This is a genomic window from Xenorhabdus szentirmaii DSM 16338 (genome assembly GCF_002632585.1).
In the GTDB taxonomy this organism is placed as follows: domain Bacteria; phylum Pseudomonadota; class Gammaproteobacteria; order Enterobacterales; family Enterobacteriaceae; genus Xenorhabdus; species Xenorhabdus szentirmaii.
On record NZ_NIBV01000001.1, the window covers coordinates 1,965,726 to 1,981,919 of the forward strand.

Consider the following 16,194-nt stretch of genomic DNA (forward strand, 5'->3'; position numbering starts at 1 on the left):
TAGGCGATGAAAGCTGCACGCTCTTTAAAGTTGAAAAAGCAAGAAGATAAAGTAAGTTTTGTAAGCTGGCGTTTTGCCTTGCTGTGTGGGGGCATTGGGTTGGCTTTAATCGGGCTTTTGATTCGAGTTGCTGATTTGCAGATTATCAACCCTGACCGTCTGGTGAAAGAAGGTGATTCACGTTCTTTACGTGTTCAGTCTATTCCAACCGCCCGTGGCATGATCCACGATCGCAACGGGCGTCCGTTGGCTGTCAGCGTACCCGTTGATGCTATCTGGGCCGATCCTAAAGAAGTATTTGAAAAGGGAGGCATCACAGATGATACCCGTTGGAAAGCATTGGCGGATGCACTCTCCATGCCGATGGATCACTTAACTCAAAAAATCAGTGAGTATCCCAATGGGCGCTTTGTTTACCTTGCCCGCCAAGTAAATACCTCTATTGGTGATTATGTCGAAAAACTGAAATTACCCGGTATTTATTTGCGTCAGGAATCTCGCCGTTATTATCCGGCGGGGCAGGTAACTGCACATATTATTGGTGTCACGGACATTGATGGCAATGGGATTGAAGGCATTGAGAAGAGTTTTGACAGATGGCTGACAGGCATGCCGGGAAGCCGGACGGTCCGAAAGGATCGTATTGGGCGTGTCATTGAAGATATTGCCTCAACCGATAAAATGGCGGCACATGATTTGACACTCAGCATTGATGAGCGTCTCCAAACACTGGTATATCGCGAACTGACGAAAGCGGTTTCGCTGAATAAAGCGGAATCCGGTAGTGCGGTACTGGTTGATGTGAATACCGGTGAAGTGCTGGCGATGGCAAACAGTCCATCCTATAACCCGAATAATTTTGCGGGTACACCAAAGGATGCGATGCGTAACCGTGCTATCACCGATATTTTTGAACCGGGATCTACGGTGAAACCGTTGGTTGTGATGAGTGCCCTGAACAGTGGCATTGTCAAGGAAAATACCGTGTTGGATACCAGACCATACCGATTGACGTATGGCTCACGGGGGCACGAAATCAAAGACGTTGCACCTCGTACTGAATTAACCATCACCGGTATTTTACAGAAGTCGAGTAACGTTGGTGTTTCCAAGCTGGCGTTAGCGATGCCCGCCTCAGAAGTTGTGGATGTTTACTCACGCTTTGGGATGGGAAAACCGACCAATTTGGGGTTGGTCGGAGAAAGTAGTGGCTTATTTCCAAAAAATAAACAACGGTGGTCTGATCTTGATAGGGCCACCTTTTCTTTTGGCTACGGGCTAATGGTGACACCGTTGCAGTTAGCGCGAGTCTACGCAACGATAGGTAGTTTGGGCATTTACCGTTCGTTGTCAATTACTAAAGTTGATCCTCCTGTCCCCGGAACCCGGGTATTCCCTGAGCCTGTCATGCGGACAGTGGTACACATGATGGAAAGCGTCGCATTGCCGGGGGGCGGTGGTGTACGGGCGGCGATAAAAGGTTATCGCATAGCGATTAAAACAGGAACGGCAAAAAAAGTCGGGCCGGACGGCAAGTACGTCAATAAATATATTTCTTATACCGCAGGTATTGCGCCCGCGAGTAATCCGAGGTTTGCACTGGTTGTGATCATCAATGATCCACAAGCAGGAAAATATTATGGCGGTGCGGTATCGGCGCCCATCTTCGGTGCCATCATGAGTGGTGTTCTGCGTACGATGAACGTCGAGCCGGATGCATTGCCTGTGGGCGATAAAAACGAATTTGTGATTAATCAATAAAAGAGGATAAAAGTGGCAGATCGTAATTTACGCGATTTACTGGCTCCATGGGGTGTTGATGCACCGGAGCTTCCGCTACGTGAAATGACATTGGACAGCCGTAAAGCGGCTGCCGGAGATCTGTTTATTGCGGTTAAAGGGCATCAGACAGATGGTCGAAAATATATTCCTCAAGCCATCGCCCAAGGTGTTTCGGCGGTGATCGCAGAAGCGAAAGGAAAAGCGGATAACGGCACAGTGCAAAAGATGCATGGCGTGCCTGTTATATACTTGGATAATTTGAATGATAAATTATCCAGATTGGCGGGGGAGTTTTATCAACATCCCGGCGCGAAATTGAAATTGGTCGGTGTTACCGGTACTAACGGGAAAACAACGACAACACAACTGTTGGCGCAATGGAGCCAGGGCCTTGGCGAAACGGGTGCTGTGATGGGAACCGTAGGAAATGGTTTGTTGGGCATGGTCATCCCCAGCGAAAACACCACAGGCTCTGCCGTTGATGTTCAACTGGATCTGCAACTGCTCGCCAATCAGGGGGCGACGTTTACAGCAATGGAAGTTTCTTCCCATGGATTGATTCAGGGAAGAGTGGCTGCCTTACCATTCCAAGCTGCCGTTTTTACTAACCTGAGCCGTGATCACCTTGATTACCATGGTGATATGGAAAATTACGAAAACGCTAAATGGATGCTCTTCAGCAACCATGATGTCAGACAAAAAATCATCAATGCTGATGATGAAATAGGGCAAAAATGGTTGACACGTCTGCCGGAAGCCATCGCAGTCACGATGGAAAACCGTTTGCCGGAAAATTGGCAAGGGCGTTGGTTATCAGCGAATGAAATCCAGTACCACGATAAAGGTGCCTCTGTTGCGTTCTCTTCCAGTTGGGGAAATGGAACACTGAATAGTCCCTTGATGGGGGCATTTAACGTCAGCAATTTGCTATTGGCGCTTGCGACGTTATTGTCACTGGAATACCCCCTGGAAAAATTGCTGGCGGCAGCATCTTGCCTTGAACCTGTGTGTGGACGGATGGAAGTCTTTTCGGCGCCGGGCCGCCCCACTGTCGTTGTTGATTATGCACATACCCCTGACGCGTTGGAAAAAGCCTTGTCCGCAGCACGATTGCATTGCAAGGGGCAACTCTGGTGTGTCTTTGGCTGTGGCGGTGATCGCGACAAAGGCAAAAGGCCTTTGATGGGCGGGGTTGCAGAGCTGGGAGCAGATCGCGTGATTGTCACTGATGACAATCCCCGCAGTGAAGAACCGCAGTCCATTGTGTCAGATATCCTGAAAGGGTTTGTTGATCCAATGCAAGTGACGGCTATTCATGGGCGTGTTGAAGCGGTTACCAGTGCGATTATGCAGGCAGAAGCAGAAGATGTTGTTCTTGTGGCAGGTAAAGGCCATGAAGATTACCAGTTGGTCGGCAATCGCCGTCTGGATTACTCAGATCGCCTGACTGTTGCGCGTTTGTTGGGGGTTATTGCATGATCACACTGACACTTCAGCAATTGGCTCAGCTAACGAGTGGTACGTTGTATCGTGTGACTGAACAGCAGGCTGCGGCTTTCCAAATTAATGCCGTAGAAACTGATAGTCGCAAAATTGCGCATAAAAGCTTATTCATTGCCTTGGAAGGGGATAATTTCGACGCCCACAATTTCGCCGGGGATGTCGTGAAACTCGGCGCTGGTGCGTTATTGGTCAGTCGCCGTCTTGATGTTGACTGTCCTCAGGTTGTCGTAGAAGACACCCGTCTGGCAATGGGGAAACTGGCAGGCTGGGTACGTCAGCAAAGCAAGGCACGGGTCGTGGCATTGACTGGCTCATCCGGTAAAACATCCGTGAAAGAGATGACCGCGGCGATTTTGCGTCAATGCGGAAATACCCTTTATACCGCAGGCAACTTCAATAATGACATTGGTGTACCGTTAACTCTGTTCAGGCTGACCGATGAACATCAATTTGCCGTGATTGAGTTGGGGGCTAACCATATTGGTGAAATTGCCTACACCACTGACATAACCCGTCCTGAAAGTGCATTGGTCAATAACCTGTTTTCCGCCCATCTGGAAGGATTCGGTTCTTTAGCCGGAGTGGCAAAGGCGAAAGGGGAAATTTTTGACGGCCTTGCCCCAAACGGAACCGCCATTATCAATCTGGATAGCAATGATTGGAACAATTGGCAGCACAAAATGGGCGATAAGCAGGCCGTATGGCGTTTTTCTGTTTCATCAAGGGAAAATGCTGATTTCTATGCGACAAATATTTCCGAGCAACCGCTGGCAACCCATTTTTCTCTCCACACGCCTGTTGGCAATATCGAACTGACACTGCCACTACCGGGGAAACATAATATTGCCAATGCATTGGCAGCCAGTGCCCTCGCCATTTCAGTAGGGGCATCGCTGGAAAATGTTCGTGCCGGATTATCCGGTCTGAAAGCGGTTTCCGGTCGTTTATTCCCGGTTTACCTTACAGAGGGAAAAGTGGTGTTGGATGATACCTATAACGCCAATCCCGGTTCGATGCTTGCAGCCGCGAATGTGTTATCGCAAATGGCAGGTTTTCGGGTCATGGTTGTTGGCGATATGGGAGAGTTGGGGGAGCAGGCAATTGAATGCCACCGTGAAGTGGGTGAAGCCATAGCATCAACCAACATAGCCAAAGTCCTCAGTACCGGAAAACTCAGTGCGCACATTAGTGATGCAAGTGGTCGGGGGCAGCATTTTACAAACAAGGCTGAATTAGTGGCAGCGCTGCTTCCTTTACTGGAACAACACGACACGATTTCAATATTAATTAAAGGTTCACGTAGTGCCGCAATGGAAGAGGTCGTGAACATGCTGGAGGAGAATTTTCAATGTTAGTTTGGCTAGCCGAGTATTTGGTTCAGTTTCACACAGGCTTTAACGTCTTTTCTTATCTGACGTTCAGGGCTATTGTCGGCTTGCTTACTGCATTGTTTATTGCATTGTGGATGGGGCCAACCTTGATTGCATATCTGCAAAAACTGCAAATTGGTCAAGTTGTGCGTAATGATGGCCCGGAGTCGCACTTCAGCAAACGCGGCACGCCAACAATGGGGGGATTGCTTATTCTGTTTGCCATCTCCATTTCCGTTCTGTTATGGGCACGTTTGGACAACCCTTATGTCTGGTGTGTGCTGCTGGTATTACTGGGTTATGGCATCATCGGATTTGTGGATGACTACCGTAAAGTCGTCCGCAAAGATACGAAAGGGTTAATTGCCCGCTGGAAGTATTTCTGGCAATCCGTTCTGGCGCTGGGTGTGGCATTTGCGATGTACAGCATTGGTAAAGATACACCTGCAACACAATTGGTTGTTCCGTTTTTCAAAGAAGTTATGCCCCAGCTCGGGCTGTTGTATATCTTGCTGACTTACTTTGTCATCGTAGGAACAAGTAACGCTGTCAACTTAACCGATGGTTTAGATGGTCTGGCTATTATGCCAACCGTGTTGGTTGCAGCGGGCTTTTCGTTGGTCGCATGGGCAACGGGAAATGTGAACTTTGCCAACTACCTTCATATTCCTTATCTGAGTCACGCCGGTGAATTAGTGATTGTCTGCACTGCAATAGTGGGTGCCGGGTTGGGATTCTTGTGGTTTAACACTTATCCGGCCCAAGTCTTTATGGGAGATGTTGGCTCATTGGCGCTGGGGGGCGCATTGGGCACTATCGCCGTATTGCTGCGTCAGGAATTCCTGCTGATCATCATGGGGGGGGTATTCGTGGTGGAAACACTTTCCGTTATTTTGCAGGTGGGATCATTCAAGCTGCGTGGACAGCGTATTTTCCGTATGGCACCGATTCACCATCACTATGAATTGAAAGGCTGGCCTGAACCACGCGTTATTGTGCGTTTCTGGATTATTTCCCTCATGCTGGTGCTGATTGGGCTGGCAACTTTGAAGGTTCGTTAATCATGGCTGAAGTACTCATGAATGAATACGGAGATAAACGGATTGTTATCGTTGGGTTGGGGCTGACAGGCCTCTCCTGCGTTGATTTTTTTATGGCGCGTGGGGTGATCCCACGTGTCATGGATACCCGTACCATACCACCGGGCAGCGATAAGCTGCCTGATGGCGTTGAATGCCATACGGGCGGCTTAAATGCCGAATGGTTGATGGATGCTGATTTAATTATTGCCAGTCCGGGGGTTGCACTGGCAACACCTGAATTGCTGGCAGCCGCTAACGCAGGCGTTGAAATCATTGGCGACATAGAGCTGTTTTGCCGTGAAGCGACAGCACCGATTGTTGCCATTACCGGCTCAAACGGCAAAAGCACCGTGACGACGCTCGTGGGTGAAATGGCCAAAAAAGCCGGATGGGAAGTGGGTGTCGGGGGAAATATTGGCGTTCCTGCTCTGGAATTACTGAAATCTCCCTGTCAGTTATATGTACTGGAATTGTCCAGTTTCCAACTCGAAACAACTTATAGCCTGCAAGCCGCAGCGGCAACTGTGTTAAATGTCAGCGAAGATCACATGGTTCGTTATCCTGATGGGCTGTCCCAGTATCGTGCTGCCAAATTGCGAATTTACGATCAGGCACAAGTCTGTGTAGTGAATGAACAAGATCCGCTGACACTGCCGGAAACTGGAAAAGACAGCCGCTGTATCAGCTTTGGTGTTGATGGTGGTGATTACCGGCTGGATAGTGAGTCCCAACAATTAATTGCCGACCAATCGCCGGTATTGCCAATTCGGGAAATGAAGCTGGCAGGGCAGCATAATTACACTAACGGGCTGGCAGCACTGGCATTGGCCGATGCGGTGAATATTCCGCGTGATGCGAGTCTGGAGGCATTGCGCACTTATTCAGGGCTGGCACATCGCTTTCAGGTCGTTCATATGAGAAACGGTATCCGTTGGGTGAATGATTCCAAGGCAACGAATGTCGGCAGTACTCAAGCGGCACTCAGTGGGCTGAGTTTGGAAGGGACACTTTATCTTTTAGTTGGGGGAGATGGCAAATCAGCCGATTTCACTCCGCTGAAACCTTACCTGTCAAGGGACAATATTCGCCTTTACTGTTTTGGTCGTGATGGCAATCAGTTAGCGCAATTGCGTCCTGAAATCTCAACACTGACAGAAACGATGGAACAGGCGATGAGAGAGATTGCTTCCGGATTGAACGCCGGAGACATGGTATTGCTGTCCCCGGCTTGTGCCAGCTTCGATCAATTTAATGGTTTCGAACATCGTGGTCATGTATTTGCCCGTTTGGCAGAGGAGTTAGGTTAATGACCCTTCCAGGCCTCAGTAAATTTAAAAATTGGTTGGTGGGAACTGTGGACTTAGATGCCACAGAAACCGCCATGTATGATCGTACTCTGGTCTGGATGGTATTTGGGTTGGTTGTGATTGGCTTTATCATGGTGACATCAGCCTCAATGCCAGTGGGTCAGCGTCTCGCTAAAGACCCGTTTATCTTTGCCCAACGTGATGCTATTTACTTGTCCCTGTGTTTCATTTTGTCCCTCATTACATTGCATATCCCGATGGGATTCTGGCAGCGTTACAGTTACATAATGTTGTTGGCTACGATCATGCTGCTAGTGGTGGTGCTGTTTGTCGGTAGTTCGGTTAACGGGGCATCACGTTGGGTAGCGATTGGCTCATTGCGCATCCAGCCTGCGGAATTGTCGAAATTATCGCTCTTTTGCTATCTCTCCAGTTATCTGGTCAGAAAAGTGGAAGAAGTCAGAAACAATTTCTGGGGATTCTGCAAGCCGATGGGCGTTATGATTGCATTGGCTATCCTGCTGTTGGCGCAGCCTGATTTGGGGACAGTGATTGTACTGTTTGTGACAACATTGGCGCTTCTGTTTCTGGCCGGCGCCAAATTATGGCAATTTATTGCCATCATCAGCTGTGGAATATTTTCAGTATGTGTTCTGATTGCCGCTGAACCTTACCGTATACGAAGGGTGACTTCTTTCCTGAATCCTTGGGAAGATCCTTTCGGCAGTGGCTACCAATTAACCCAATCTTTAATGGCATTTGGCCGGGGCGACTTTTTCGGGCAGGGGCTGGGAAATTCAGTCCAGAAACTGGAATACCTGCCGGAAGCTCACACTGACTTTATTTTCTCAATTATTGCGGAAGAATTGGGTTATTTCGGTGTGGTTTTAGTCTTGTCAATGGTATTCTTCGTCGCTTTCCGCGCAATGGTAATTGGCCGCCGGGCATTACAGCTCAATCAGCGGTTTTCCGGTTTTCTGGCTTGTGCAATTGGCATCTGGTTCAGCTTTCAGGCGTTTATTAATGTCGGCGCAGCGGCAGGTATGTTGCCAACAAAAGGCCTGACATTACCTTTAGTAAGTTATGGTGGTTCGAGTCTGATAGTGATGTCAACCGCTATCGTTTTGTTATTGAGAATAGATCATGAGCTACGTCTGGCAAAAGCACAGGCGTTTGTAAGGAGCCCTAAATGAGTGGCAAAAACCGGCGTTTAATGGTGATGGCAGGTGGTACGGGCGGTCATGTATTTCCCGGATTGGCGGTTGCCCATCATTTAAAAGAGCAAGGTTGGGAGATTCGCTGGTTAGGCACAGCCGATCGCATGGAAGCGGATTTGGTTCCCAAGCAGGGTATTGATATCGAATTTATCCAGATTTCAGGGTTGCGGGGCAAAGGCATCAAAGCGTTGCTTGCCGCCCCCATAAGGATTTTTAATGCGATCCGGCAGGCAAAGGCCATTATGCGCCGCTATCAGCCAGATGTCGTTTTGGGCATGGGTGGATATGTCTCAGGGCCGGGAGGCATTGCGGCATGGTTGTGTGGCATTCCCGTTGTCCTGCATGAGCAAAATGGCATTGCAGGCTTGACCAATCGCTGGTTGTCTAAAATTGCAAAAAACGTGTTGCAGGCGTTTCCGGGGGCTTTCCCCAATGCACCTGTTGTGGGGAATCCTGTGAGGGAAGATGTTTTGGCATTATCTGAACCTGCACAACGTTTTTCCGGTCGGGAAGGTCCTGTTCGAGTACTGGTTGTGGGTGGCAGCCAGGGCGCAAGAATACTGAATCAAACAATGCCAGAAGTGGTTTGCCGTTTGGGGGACAAAATCACGGTATGGCATCAGGCGGGGAAAGGCGCTCAACAAGAAACTCAGGAAAAATACGAAAGTTTGGCTCAGTCTGAATTCAAAGTGACTGAGTTTATTGATGATATGGCGCAGGCTTATGCATGGGCGGATGTTGTTGTATGCCGCTCTGGCGCATTGACGGTCAGCGAAGTGTCTGCTGCGGGATTACCCGCGATTTTTGTTCCATTCCAGCATAAAGATCGCCAGCAATATTGGAATGCGTTGCCGCTGGAAAAAACGGGAGCAGCCAAAATACTTGAGCAACCAGAATTTACGGCTGATGCAGTGGCAACATTATTAACACAATGGCAGCGCCCTCAATTATTGGAAATGGCAGAAAAAGCACGCTCGGTTGCCATCATTGATGCAACTGAACGTGTCGCTGCGGCGCTAATTGATGCTGCTGAAAATCATTCAGGCCGTACTGGATCTAATTAGACAGCAGATCTAAATAGAAAGCAGAGCGGTGACGTAAACATAACGAGTGAAGATTAAAACGTGAATACACAACAATTGGCGAAATTAAGAGCTTCAGTGCCTGAGATGAGAAAGGTCAGGCATATCCACTTTGTCGGCATTGGAGGTGCTGGCATGGGTGGTATCGCCGAGGTGTTGGCTAATGAAGGTTATCAGATAAGTGGTTCGGATCTGGCCCCCAACCCTGTCACACAACAGCTGATTGCTCTGGGTGCAACTATTTATTTTAATCACCGCCCGGAAAATGTGAAAAATGCCGATGTGGTTGTTGCATCAACAGCGATCTCTGCGGAAAACCCGGAGATTGTGGCTGCCCGTGAAATGCGGATACCCGTTATCCGCCGGGCAGAAATGCTGGCAGAATTAATGCGTTATCGTCATGGCATTGCCATTGCGGGAACGCATGGGAAAACCACGACGACAGCAATGATTGCGGGTATTTATGCCCAGGCTGGCCTTGATCCCACATTCGTGAATGGCGGGTTGGTGAAAGCGGCAGGAACACACGCCCGTTTGGGCAGCAGCCGCTACTTGATTGCGGAGGCGGACGAAAGCGATGCGTCTTTCCTGCACTTGCAACCCATGATGGCGGTTGTCACCAATATTGAAGCCGACCATATGGATACTTATCAGGGCGATTTTGAAAACCTGAAACAAACATTCGTGAATTTCCTGCATAATTTGCCGTTTTATGGCCGCGCGGTGATGTGCATTGATGATCCGGTTGTGAAAGAACTGCTCCCATGCATTGGGCGCTATATCACGACTTACGGTTTCAGTGAGGAAGCCGATGTCCGCATTGCCCATTATGAGCAAAAAGGTGCACAGGGATTTTTCACTATCCGTCGGGATGACTTACCCGAACTTCATGTAGTGCTGAATGCACCGGGTCGCCATAATGCGCTGAATGCGACCGCTGCCGTGGCAGTCGCGACAGAAGAGAATATCAATGATGCTGATATTCTGACATCACTGGCAGAATTTCAGGGCACCGGACGCCGGTTTGATTTTCTGGGGGAATTTTCACTCAAACATATTAATGGCAAAGACGGCCGTGTCATGCTGGTAGATGACTATGGGCATCATCCAACAGAAGTTGACGCTACGATTAAAGCCGCACAGGTCGGTTGGCCTGATAAACGGGTTGTGATGGTATTTCAGCCTCATCGTTATACGAGAACCCGTGATTTATATGATGATTTTGCCAACGTACTCAGCCAGGTAGATGTTTTATTGATGCTGGATGTGTACGCCGCAGGTGAACCCCCGATTCCGGGAGCCGATAGCCGTTCTTTATGCCGGACTATCCGCAGTCGTGGGAAACTGGATCCCATTTTAGTCTCAGATCCGGAACAAATTTCATCCATACTGTCACAGATTATGGAAAACAACGACTTAGTTTTGGTACAGGGTGCCGGTAATATCGGTAAAATAGCGCGCAATCTGGCTGAAACAAAGTTGCAGCCATCTTTTAATGAGGGAGAACATCATGGTTGATAAAGTCGCAGTTTTGTTGGGAGGAACTTCAGCAGAACGTGAAGTTTCATTGCAATCAGGACAAGCTGTTGTGACTGGTCTGAAAGAAGCTGGCATTAACGCCTATCCAGTCGATACAAAAGACTTTGATGTGACTAAACTCAAAGAAGAAGGTTTTAATAAAATCTTTATCACGCTGCATGGCCGTGGTGGTGAAGATGGCACCATGCAAGGCTTGCTGGAGTTTTTGCAACTTCCCTATACCGGTAGCGGTGTAATGGCATCAGCTTTATCAATGGATAAATTGCGTACAAAAATGTTATGGGAAGGGGCAAAACTACCTATTTCTCCTTATGTCGCAATTAATTTCCAAAAATTTGAACAACTTAATGATTTTCTACTCAAAGAGTATGTTCAGGAATTAGGCCTTCCATTAATGATCAAGCCCAATCTGGAAGGTTCCAGCGTAGGAATGACCAAAGTGGATGACTATGCTGAATTGCGCAGTGCATTAGCATTGGCATTCAAATATGACATTGATGTCCTTGTTGAAAAATGGATGTTCGGCCCGGAGTATACGGTGGGATTTTTGGGGGATGAGGCTCTTCCTTCTATCCGCATTCAGGCGCCTGATGTGTTTTATGACTATGAAGCAAAATATATTTCCAATGAAACGCAATATTTTTGCCCAAGTGGTTTGAGTGCAGAAAAAGAACAGGAATTGGTTGATATCGCTTCAAGGGCATATAAAGCGCTGGGATGCAGTGGCTGGGGGCGTGTTGATATTATGGATGACGGCAAGGGGAACTTCCATCTGCTGGAAGCCAATACCTCGCCGGGCATGACCAGCCATAGCTTGGTACCGATAGCTGCGCGTCAGGCAGGGATCAGCTTCTCTCAACTCGTAGCGAGAATTTTGGAGTTGGCTGATTGATATGTCACAGGCAGCCCGGAATATCCGGGAGCGGGAAAAAGAGACACAAGGCACTCGTCCCAGTAACGGTTACTATTTGGCAGGGTTTATCTTCTTCCTGATGGTGGCTGGTACGATTATTTGGGGTGGATGGATGACTCTGGATTGGATGAAGGATTCAAATCGATTGCCGCTCTCAAAGTTGGTATTGACTGGTGAGCGCCACTACACCACGAATGATGATGTCAGGCAGGCCATTTTGTCATTGGGGACTCCCGGTACATTTATGACACAGGACGTCAACGGTATTCAAAAAAAAATTGAACAGTTGCCATGGATTCGCCAAGTCACTGTGCGTAAACAATGGCCTGATGAACTGAAAATACATCTGGTAGAATATGTGCCTTATGCGCGCTGGAATGATACACAAATGCTGGATGCGGAAGGCCGGGTATTCAGTTTACCGATAGATCGCAGCATTAATGGGCAATATCCGATGCTGTATGGCCCGGAAGGCAAGGAAAAAGAGGTGCTTGAAGGCTATCGGGCAATGAAATCCTTGCTTGTGGAACATCAGGTAATATTGAAAGCAGTGATCATGACAGCACGGAATTCCTGGCAGCTAATACTCGATAATGATGTGCGGTTGGAATTAGGAAATCGGGATAAAATGGAGCGAATAAAACGTTTTGTTGAACTTTATCCTGTGTTGTTGAAAAACACGGAAAAACGCGTGGCTTATGTTGACTTACGTTATGACAGCGGTGCAGCGGTAGGTTGGGCTCCTTTATTAACTGATACGCCGGTTTTCAAAGTCGAGCAAAAAAATAAACAGTGACTGGTAATAATACAGAGACAGGCAGAATAACAATGATCAAATCAACGGACAGAAAATTAGTAGTTGGCCTAGAAATCGGGACAGCAAAGGTATCTGCCCTGGTTGGTGAAATTCTGCCCGATGGTATGGTTAATATTATCGGAGTAGGAAGTTGCCCATCCCGCGGCATGGATAAAGGCGGTGTCAATGATCTCGAATCTGTCGTTAAATGCGTGCAACGCGCCATTGATCAGGCTGAGTTGATGGCTGATTGTCAGATATCGTCAGTTTATCTGGCGCTTTCCGGCAAGCACATTAGTTGTCAGAACGAAATTGGTATGGTGCCGATTTCGGAAGAAGAAGTGACACAAGATGATGTGGACAGTGTTGTCCACACCGCCAAATCGGTTCGTGTTCGTGACGAGCACCGTATTTTGCATGTGATTCCACAGGAATACGCGATTGACTATCAGGAAGGGATCAAAAACCCGGTTGGCCTCTCTGGTGTACGTATGAAGGCAAAAGTCCACTTGATTACCTGCCATAACGATATGGCAAAGAATATTGTAAAAGCAGTGGAACGCTGTGGACTCAAAGTTGACCAGCTTATTTTTGCAGGGTTGGCAGCAAGTTATGCCGTGCTGACAGAAGATGAGCGTGAATTGGGTGTGTGCGTTGTGGATATCGGTGGTGGAACAATGGATATCGCCGTATACACCGGTGGTGCATTGCGTCACACTAAAGTCATTCCTTATGCAGGAAATGTCGTAACGAGTGACATTGCTTATGCATTTGGTACTCCCCCAAGTGATGCTGAAACCATCAAAGTTCGTCACGGTTGCGCATTGGGTTCGATAGTCAGCAAGGATGAAAGTGTAGAAGTTCCGAGTGTCGGAGGACGGCCGCCCCGTAGCTTGCAGCGCCAAACTTTGGCAGAGGTGATTGAGCCCCGTTATACCGAATTGCTGAATTTAGTAAATGATGAAATCTTGCGATTGCAGGAGCAATTGCGTCAGCAGGGGGTAAAACATCATCTGGCAGCGGGGATTGTTTTAACTGGAGGGGGAGCCCAGATTGATGGTCTGGCCGATTGTGCCCAGCGGGTGTTTCACACTCAGGTGCGCATTGGCCGTCCACTGAACATTACTGGACTGACAGATTACGTGCAGGAGCCTTGCTATTCAACGGCAGTAGGGCTTCTCCACTATGGCAAAGAATCTCACCTTGGCGGAGATTCAGATGCTGATAAAAGAACGTCAGTGAGTGGCTGGTTCAAGCGAGCCAGCAACTGGCTGAAAAAAGAATTTTGATTTTTTATTCTGAGGCTACGACAATGTCGCCGGCCTCGATATAAAGGCACAAAACGGAGAGAGATTATGTTTGAACCACTGGAATTAACCAATGACGCGGTGATTAAAGTCATCGGCGTCGGCGGCGGCGGCGGTAATGCTGTTGAGCACATGGTGCGTGAACGCATTGAAGGCGTAGACTTCTTTGCGGTTAACACAGATGCTCAGGCACTGCGTAAGACGGCTGTTGGTCAGACTATCCAGATTGGCAACGGCATTACGAAAGGATTGGGTGCTGGTGCAAACCCTGAAGTGGGTCGGACAGCGGCAGAAGAAGATCGTGAGTCATTGCGTACTGCACTGGAAGGGGCTGACATGGTATTCATCGCTGCGGGTATGGGCGGTGGAACAGGTACGGGTGCGGCACCTGTGGTGGCTGAAATTGCCAAAGAGCTTGGCATATTGACGGTTGCTGTTGTGACCAAGCCATTTAACTTCGAAGGCAAAAAACGCATGGCCTTCGCGGAACAGGGGATCACTGAATTGTCCAAGCATGTGGACTCATTGATCACGATCCCGAATGACAAATTATTGAAAGTTCTCGGCCGTGGCATTTCCTTGCTGGATGCATTCGGTGCTGCCAATGATGTCTTGAAAGGAGCGGTTCAAGGCATTGCAGAGCTGATTACACGTCCGGGTCTGATGAACGTTGACTTTGCTGACGTTCGTACTGTGATGTCTGAAATGGGTTACGCCATGATGGGATCAGGTATTGCACAAGGTGAAGATCGCGCGGAAGAAGCAGCCGAAATGGCCATTTCCAGCCCCTTGCTGGAAGATATTGACCTTTCTGGTGCACGTGGTGTTCTGGTTAACATTACGGCGGGCTTTGACTTGCGTCTGGATGAGTTTGAAACGGTGGGTAACACGATCCGTGCATTTGCTTCAGATAATGCAACCGTGGTTATCGGTACGTCACTCGATCCGGACATGAACGATGAACTGCGTGTTACTGTTGTGGCAACAGGTATTGGTATGGACAAACGTCCAGAAATTACACTGGTAACCAATAACAAGGCACCTCAGGCAAATACAATAGATCGTCGCTATCAGCAGATGCCGGGGATTTCTTCTTTGTCTGATGAGAATAAGACTGTTGCAAAAGTCGTGAATGACCAAAATGCACAGACCAGTAAAGAACCTGATTATTTAGATATTCCAGCATTTTTGCGCAAGCAGGCTGATTAATAGCTAAAAAATTGGTTTCTCCGCTTTTTGTGCTAAACTGTCCTGCCAGTCATACTTTATACTGACTGGCGGGATACGTAACATTGCGAGATATAAATGATGATCAAACAAAGGACACTAAAACGTATTGTTCAAGCGACTGGCGTCGGTTTGCACACCGGTAAAAAGGTCACGCTGACAATGCGTCCAGCACCGGCTAATACCGGGGTCATCTATCGTCGTACTGACTTGAATCCTCCGGTAGATTTTCCGGCAGATGCTAAATCTGTGCGTGATACTATGCTCTGCACCTGTCTGGTTAATGAGCAGAATGTACGGATTTCAACCGTTGAACATTTGAATGCGGCGTTGGCAGGTCTAGGCATTGATAACATTATTATTGATGTTGATGCACCCGAGATCCCGATTATGGATGGAAGTGCTGCCCCATTTGTATTCCTGCTGTTGGATGCAGGTATCGAAGAGTTGAATACCGCGAAGAAATTTGTACGTATAAAAGATACCGTTCGTGTAGAAGATGGTGATAAGTGGGCTGAATTATCGCCTTACCATGGTTTTAGTCTGGATTTCACCATTGATTTTAACCATCCGGCAATTGATTCCAGCACCCAGCGTTATTGTCTGGATTTCTCTGCGGACTCGTTTGTTCGTCAAATTAGTCGTGCACGGACTTTCGGTTTTATGCGCGACATTGAGTACTTACAATCTAAAGGATTGTGTCTTGGCGGCAGTTTTGATTGCGCCATTGTGGTTGATGACTACCGAGTGCTCAATGAAGATGGCTTGCGTTTTGCTGATGAATTTGTCCGCCATAAGATGCTGGATGCTATCGGTGATCTGTTTATGTGTGGCTACAATATTATTGGTGCGTTTACTGCCTTCAAATCAGGCCATGCACTCAATAACAAGCTACTGCAAGCAGTCTTGGCTGAAGAAAGTGCTTGGGAATTTGTCACCTTCGAAGATGAAGCTGAGATGCCATTGGCTTTCCGTGCCCCATCACTCGTGTTGGCATAATGGCTGATAATCAATCAGCTTAGAGCGTGTTGAGAGTACGCCTATGATACATCAATGGGTTATGTTATCG

12 protein-coding genes and 1 pseudogene are annotated in these 16,194 nt (G+C 48.1%); all 13 read left to right on the top strand.

The features are described from left to right. Nucleotides 1-6: 6 nt before the first annotated feature. Nucleotides 7-1,787: pseudogene (locus Xsze_RS08905) on the top strand (peptidoglycan glycosyltransferase FtsI). Then, nucleotides 1,774-3,261 carry a UDP-N-acetylmuramoyl-L-alanyl-D-glutamate--2,6-diaminopimelate ligase gene (murE, locus tag Xsze_RS08910; RefSeq protein ID WP_038241910.1) on the top strand — a complete coding sequence of 496 codons (1,488 nt, stop codon included), beginning with the start codon at nt 1,774-1,776 and terminating at the stop codon, nt 3,259-3,261. The pseudogene Xsze_RS08905 and the gene murE overlap by 14 nt, the downstream one beginning before the upstream one ends. Beyond that, complete coding sequence (murF, locus tag Xsze_RS08915; RefSeq protein WP_038241908.1) at nt 3,258-4,640, top strand: UDP-N-acetylmuramoyl-tripeptide--D-alanyl-D-alanine ligase; 1,383 nt, start codon at nt 3,258-3,260, stop codon at nt 4,638-4,640. The genes murE and murF overlap by 4 nt, the downstream gene beginning before the upstream one ends. Further along, nucleotides 4,634-5,716, top strand: a complete 1,083-nt coding sequence (gene mraY / locus Xsze_RS08920; RefSeq protein ID WP_038241905.1) for a phospho-N-acetylmuramoyl-pentapeptide-transferase — start codon at nt 4,634-4,636, stop codon at nt 5,714-5,716. The genes murF and mraY overlap by 7 nt, the downstream gene beginning before the upstream one ends. A 17-nt stretch (nt 5,717-5,733) precedes the next feature. Further along, entirely contained in the window at nt 5,734-7,044 is a 1,311-nt protein-coding gene (gene murD / locus Xsze_RS08925; protein ID WP_038242048.1) for a UDP-N-acetylmuramoyl-L-alanine--D-glutamate ligase, read from the top strand. Next, entirely contained in the window at nt 7,044-8,237 is a 1,194-nt protein-coding gene (ftsW, locus tag Xsze_RS08930) for a cell division protein FtsW (RefSeq protein ID WP_038241902.1), read from the top strand. Before murD ends, ftsW begins: the two co-directional genes overlap by 1 nt. After that, nucleotides 8,234-9,325, top strand: coding sequence for an undecaprenyldiphospho-muramoylpentapeptide beta-N-acetylglucosaminyltransferase (gene murG, locus Xsze_RS08935; RefSeq protein WP_038241900.1), 1,092 nt, complete (start codon nt 8,234-8,236; stop codon nt 9,323-9,325). The genes ftsW and murG overlap by 4 nt, the downstream gene beginning before the upstream one ends. Nucleotides 9,326-9,385: 60 nt before the next feature. Further along, complete coding sequence (murC, locus tag Xsze_RS08940) at nt 9,386-10,861, top strand: UDP-N-acetylmuramate--L-alanine ligase (RefSeq protein ID WP_038241899.1); 1,476 nt, start codon at nt 9,386-9,388, stop codon at nt 10,859-10,861. Further along, entirely contained in the window at nt 10,854-11,774 is a 921-nt protein-coding gene (locus Xsze_RS08945) for a D-alanine--D-alanine ligase (protein ID WP_038241897.1), read from the top strand. The genes murC and Xsze_RS08945 overlap by 8 nt, the downstream gene beginning before the upstream one ends. A gap of 1 nt (nt 11,775) precedes the next feature. Continuing rightward, on the top strand, nt 11,776-12,591 hold the full coding sequence (ftsQ, locus tag Xsze_RS08950; RefSeq protein WP_038241894.1) for a cell division protein FtsQ: 816 nt from the start codon (nt 11,776-11,778) through the stop codon (nt 12,589-12,591). Between the two features lie 32 nt (nt 12,592-12,623). After that, complete coding sequence (ftsA, locus tag Xsze_RS08955; RefSeq protein ID WP_038241892.1) at nt 12,624-13,880, top strand: cell division protein FtsA; 1,257 nt, start codon at nt 12,624-12,626, stop codon at nt 13,878-13,880. A 66-nt stretch (nt 13,881-13,946) separates the two neighbouring features. Continuing rightward, complete coding sequence (gene ftsZ, locus Xsze_RS08960; protein ID WP_038241889.1) at nt 13,947-15,107, top strand: cell division protein FtsZ; 1,161 nt, start codon at nt 13,947-13,949, stop codon at nt 15,105-15,107. Nucleotides 15,108-15,206: 99 nt separating this feature from the next. Next, the gene (gene lpxC / locus Xsze_RS08965) at nt 15,207-16,124 is read left to right on the top strand and encodes a UDP-3-O-acyl-N-acetylglucosamine deacetylase (RefSeq protein ID WP_038242045.1); all 918 of its coding nucleotides are present in this window, start codon (nt 15,207-15,209) and stop codon (nt 16,122-16,124) included. Nucleotides 16,125-16,194 lie beyond the last annotated feature (70 nt).

Bases quoted from the DNA above. Each gene is read 5' to 3' on its own strand.
- ftsW (WP_038241902.1), top strand. From the start codon at position 7,044: ATGACCCTTCCAGGCCTCAGTAAATTTAAAAATTGGTTGGTGGGAACT.
- lpxC (WP_038242045.1), top strand. From the start codon at position 15,207: ATGATCAAACAAAGGACACTAAAACGTATTGTTCAAGCGACTGGCGTC.
- murG (WP_038241900.1), top strand. From the start codon at position 8,234: ATGAGTGGCAAAAACCGGCGTTTAATGGTGATGGCAGGTGGTACGGGC.
- ftsA (WP_038241892.1), top strand. From the start codon at position 12,624: ATGATCAAATCAACGGACAGAAAATTAGTAGTTGGCCTAGAAATCGGG.
- murD (WP_038242048.1), top strand. From the start codon at position 5,734: ATGAATGAATACGGAGATAAACGGATTGTTATCGTTGGGTTGGGGCTG.
- mraY (WP_038241905.1), top strand. From the start codon at position 4,634: ATGTTAGTTTGGCTAGCCGAGTATTTGGTTCAGTTTCACACAGGCTTT.
- ftsZ (WP_038241889.1), top strand. From the start codon at position 13,947: ATGTTTGAACCACTGGAATTAACCAATGACGCGGTGATTAAAGTCATC.
- murF (WP_038241908.1), top strand. From the start codon at position 3,258: ATGATCACACTGACACTTCAGCAATTGGCTCAGCTAACGAGTGGTACG.
- ftsQ (WP_038241894.1), top strand. From the start codon at position 11,776: ATGTCACAGGCAGCCCGGAATATCCGGGAGCGGGAAAAAGAGACACAA.
- Xsze_RS08945 (WP_038241897.1), top strand. From the start codon at position 10,854: ATGGTTGATAAAGTCGCAGTTTTGTTGGGAGGAACTTCAGCAGAACGT.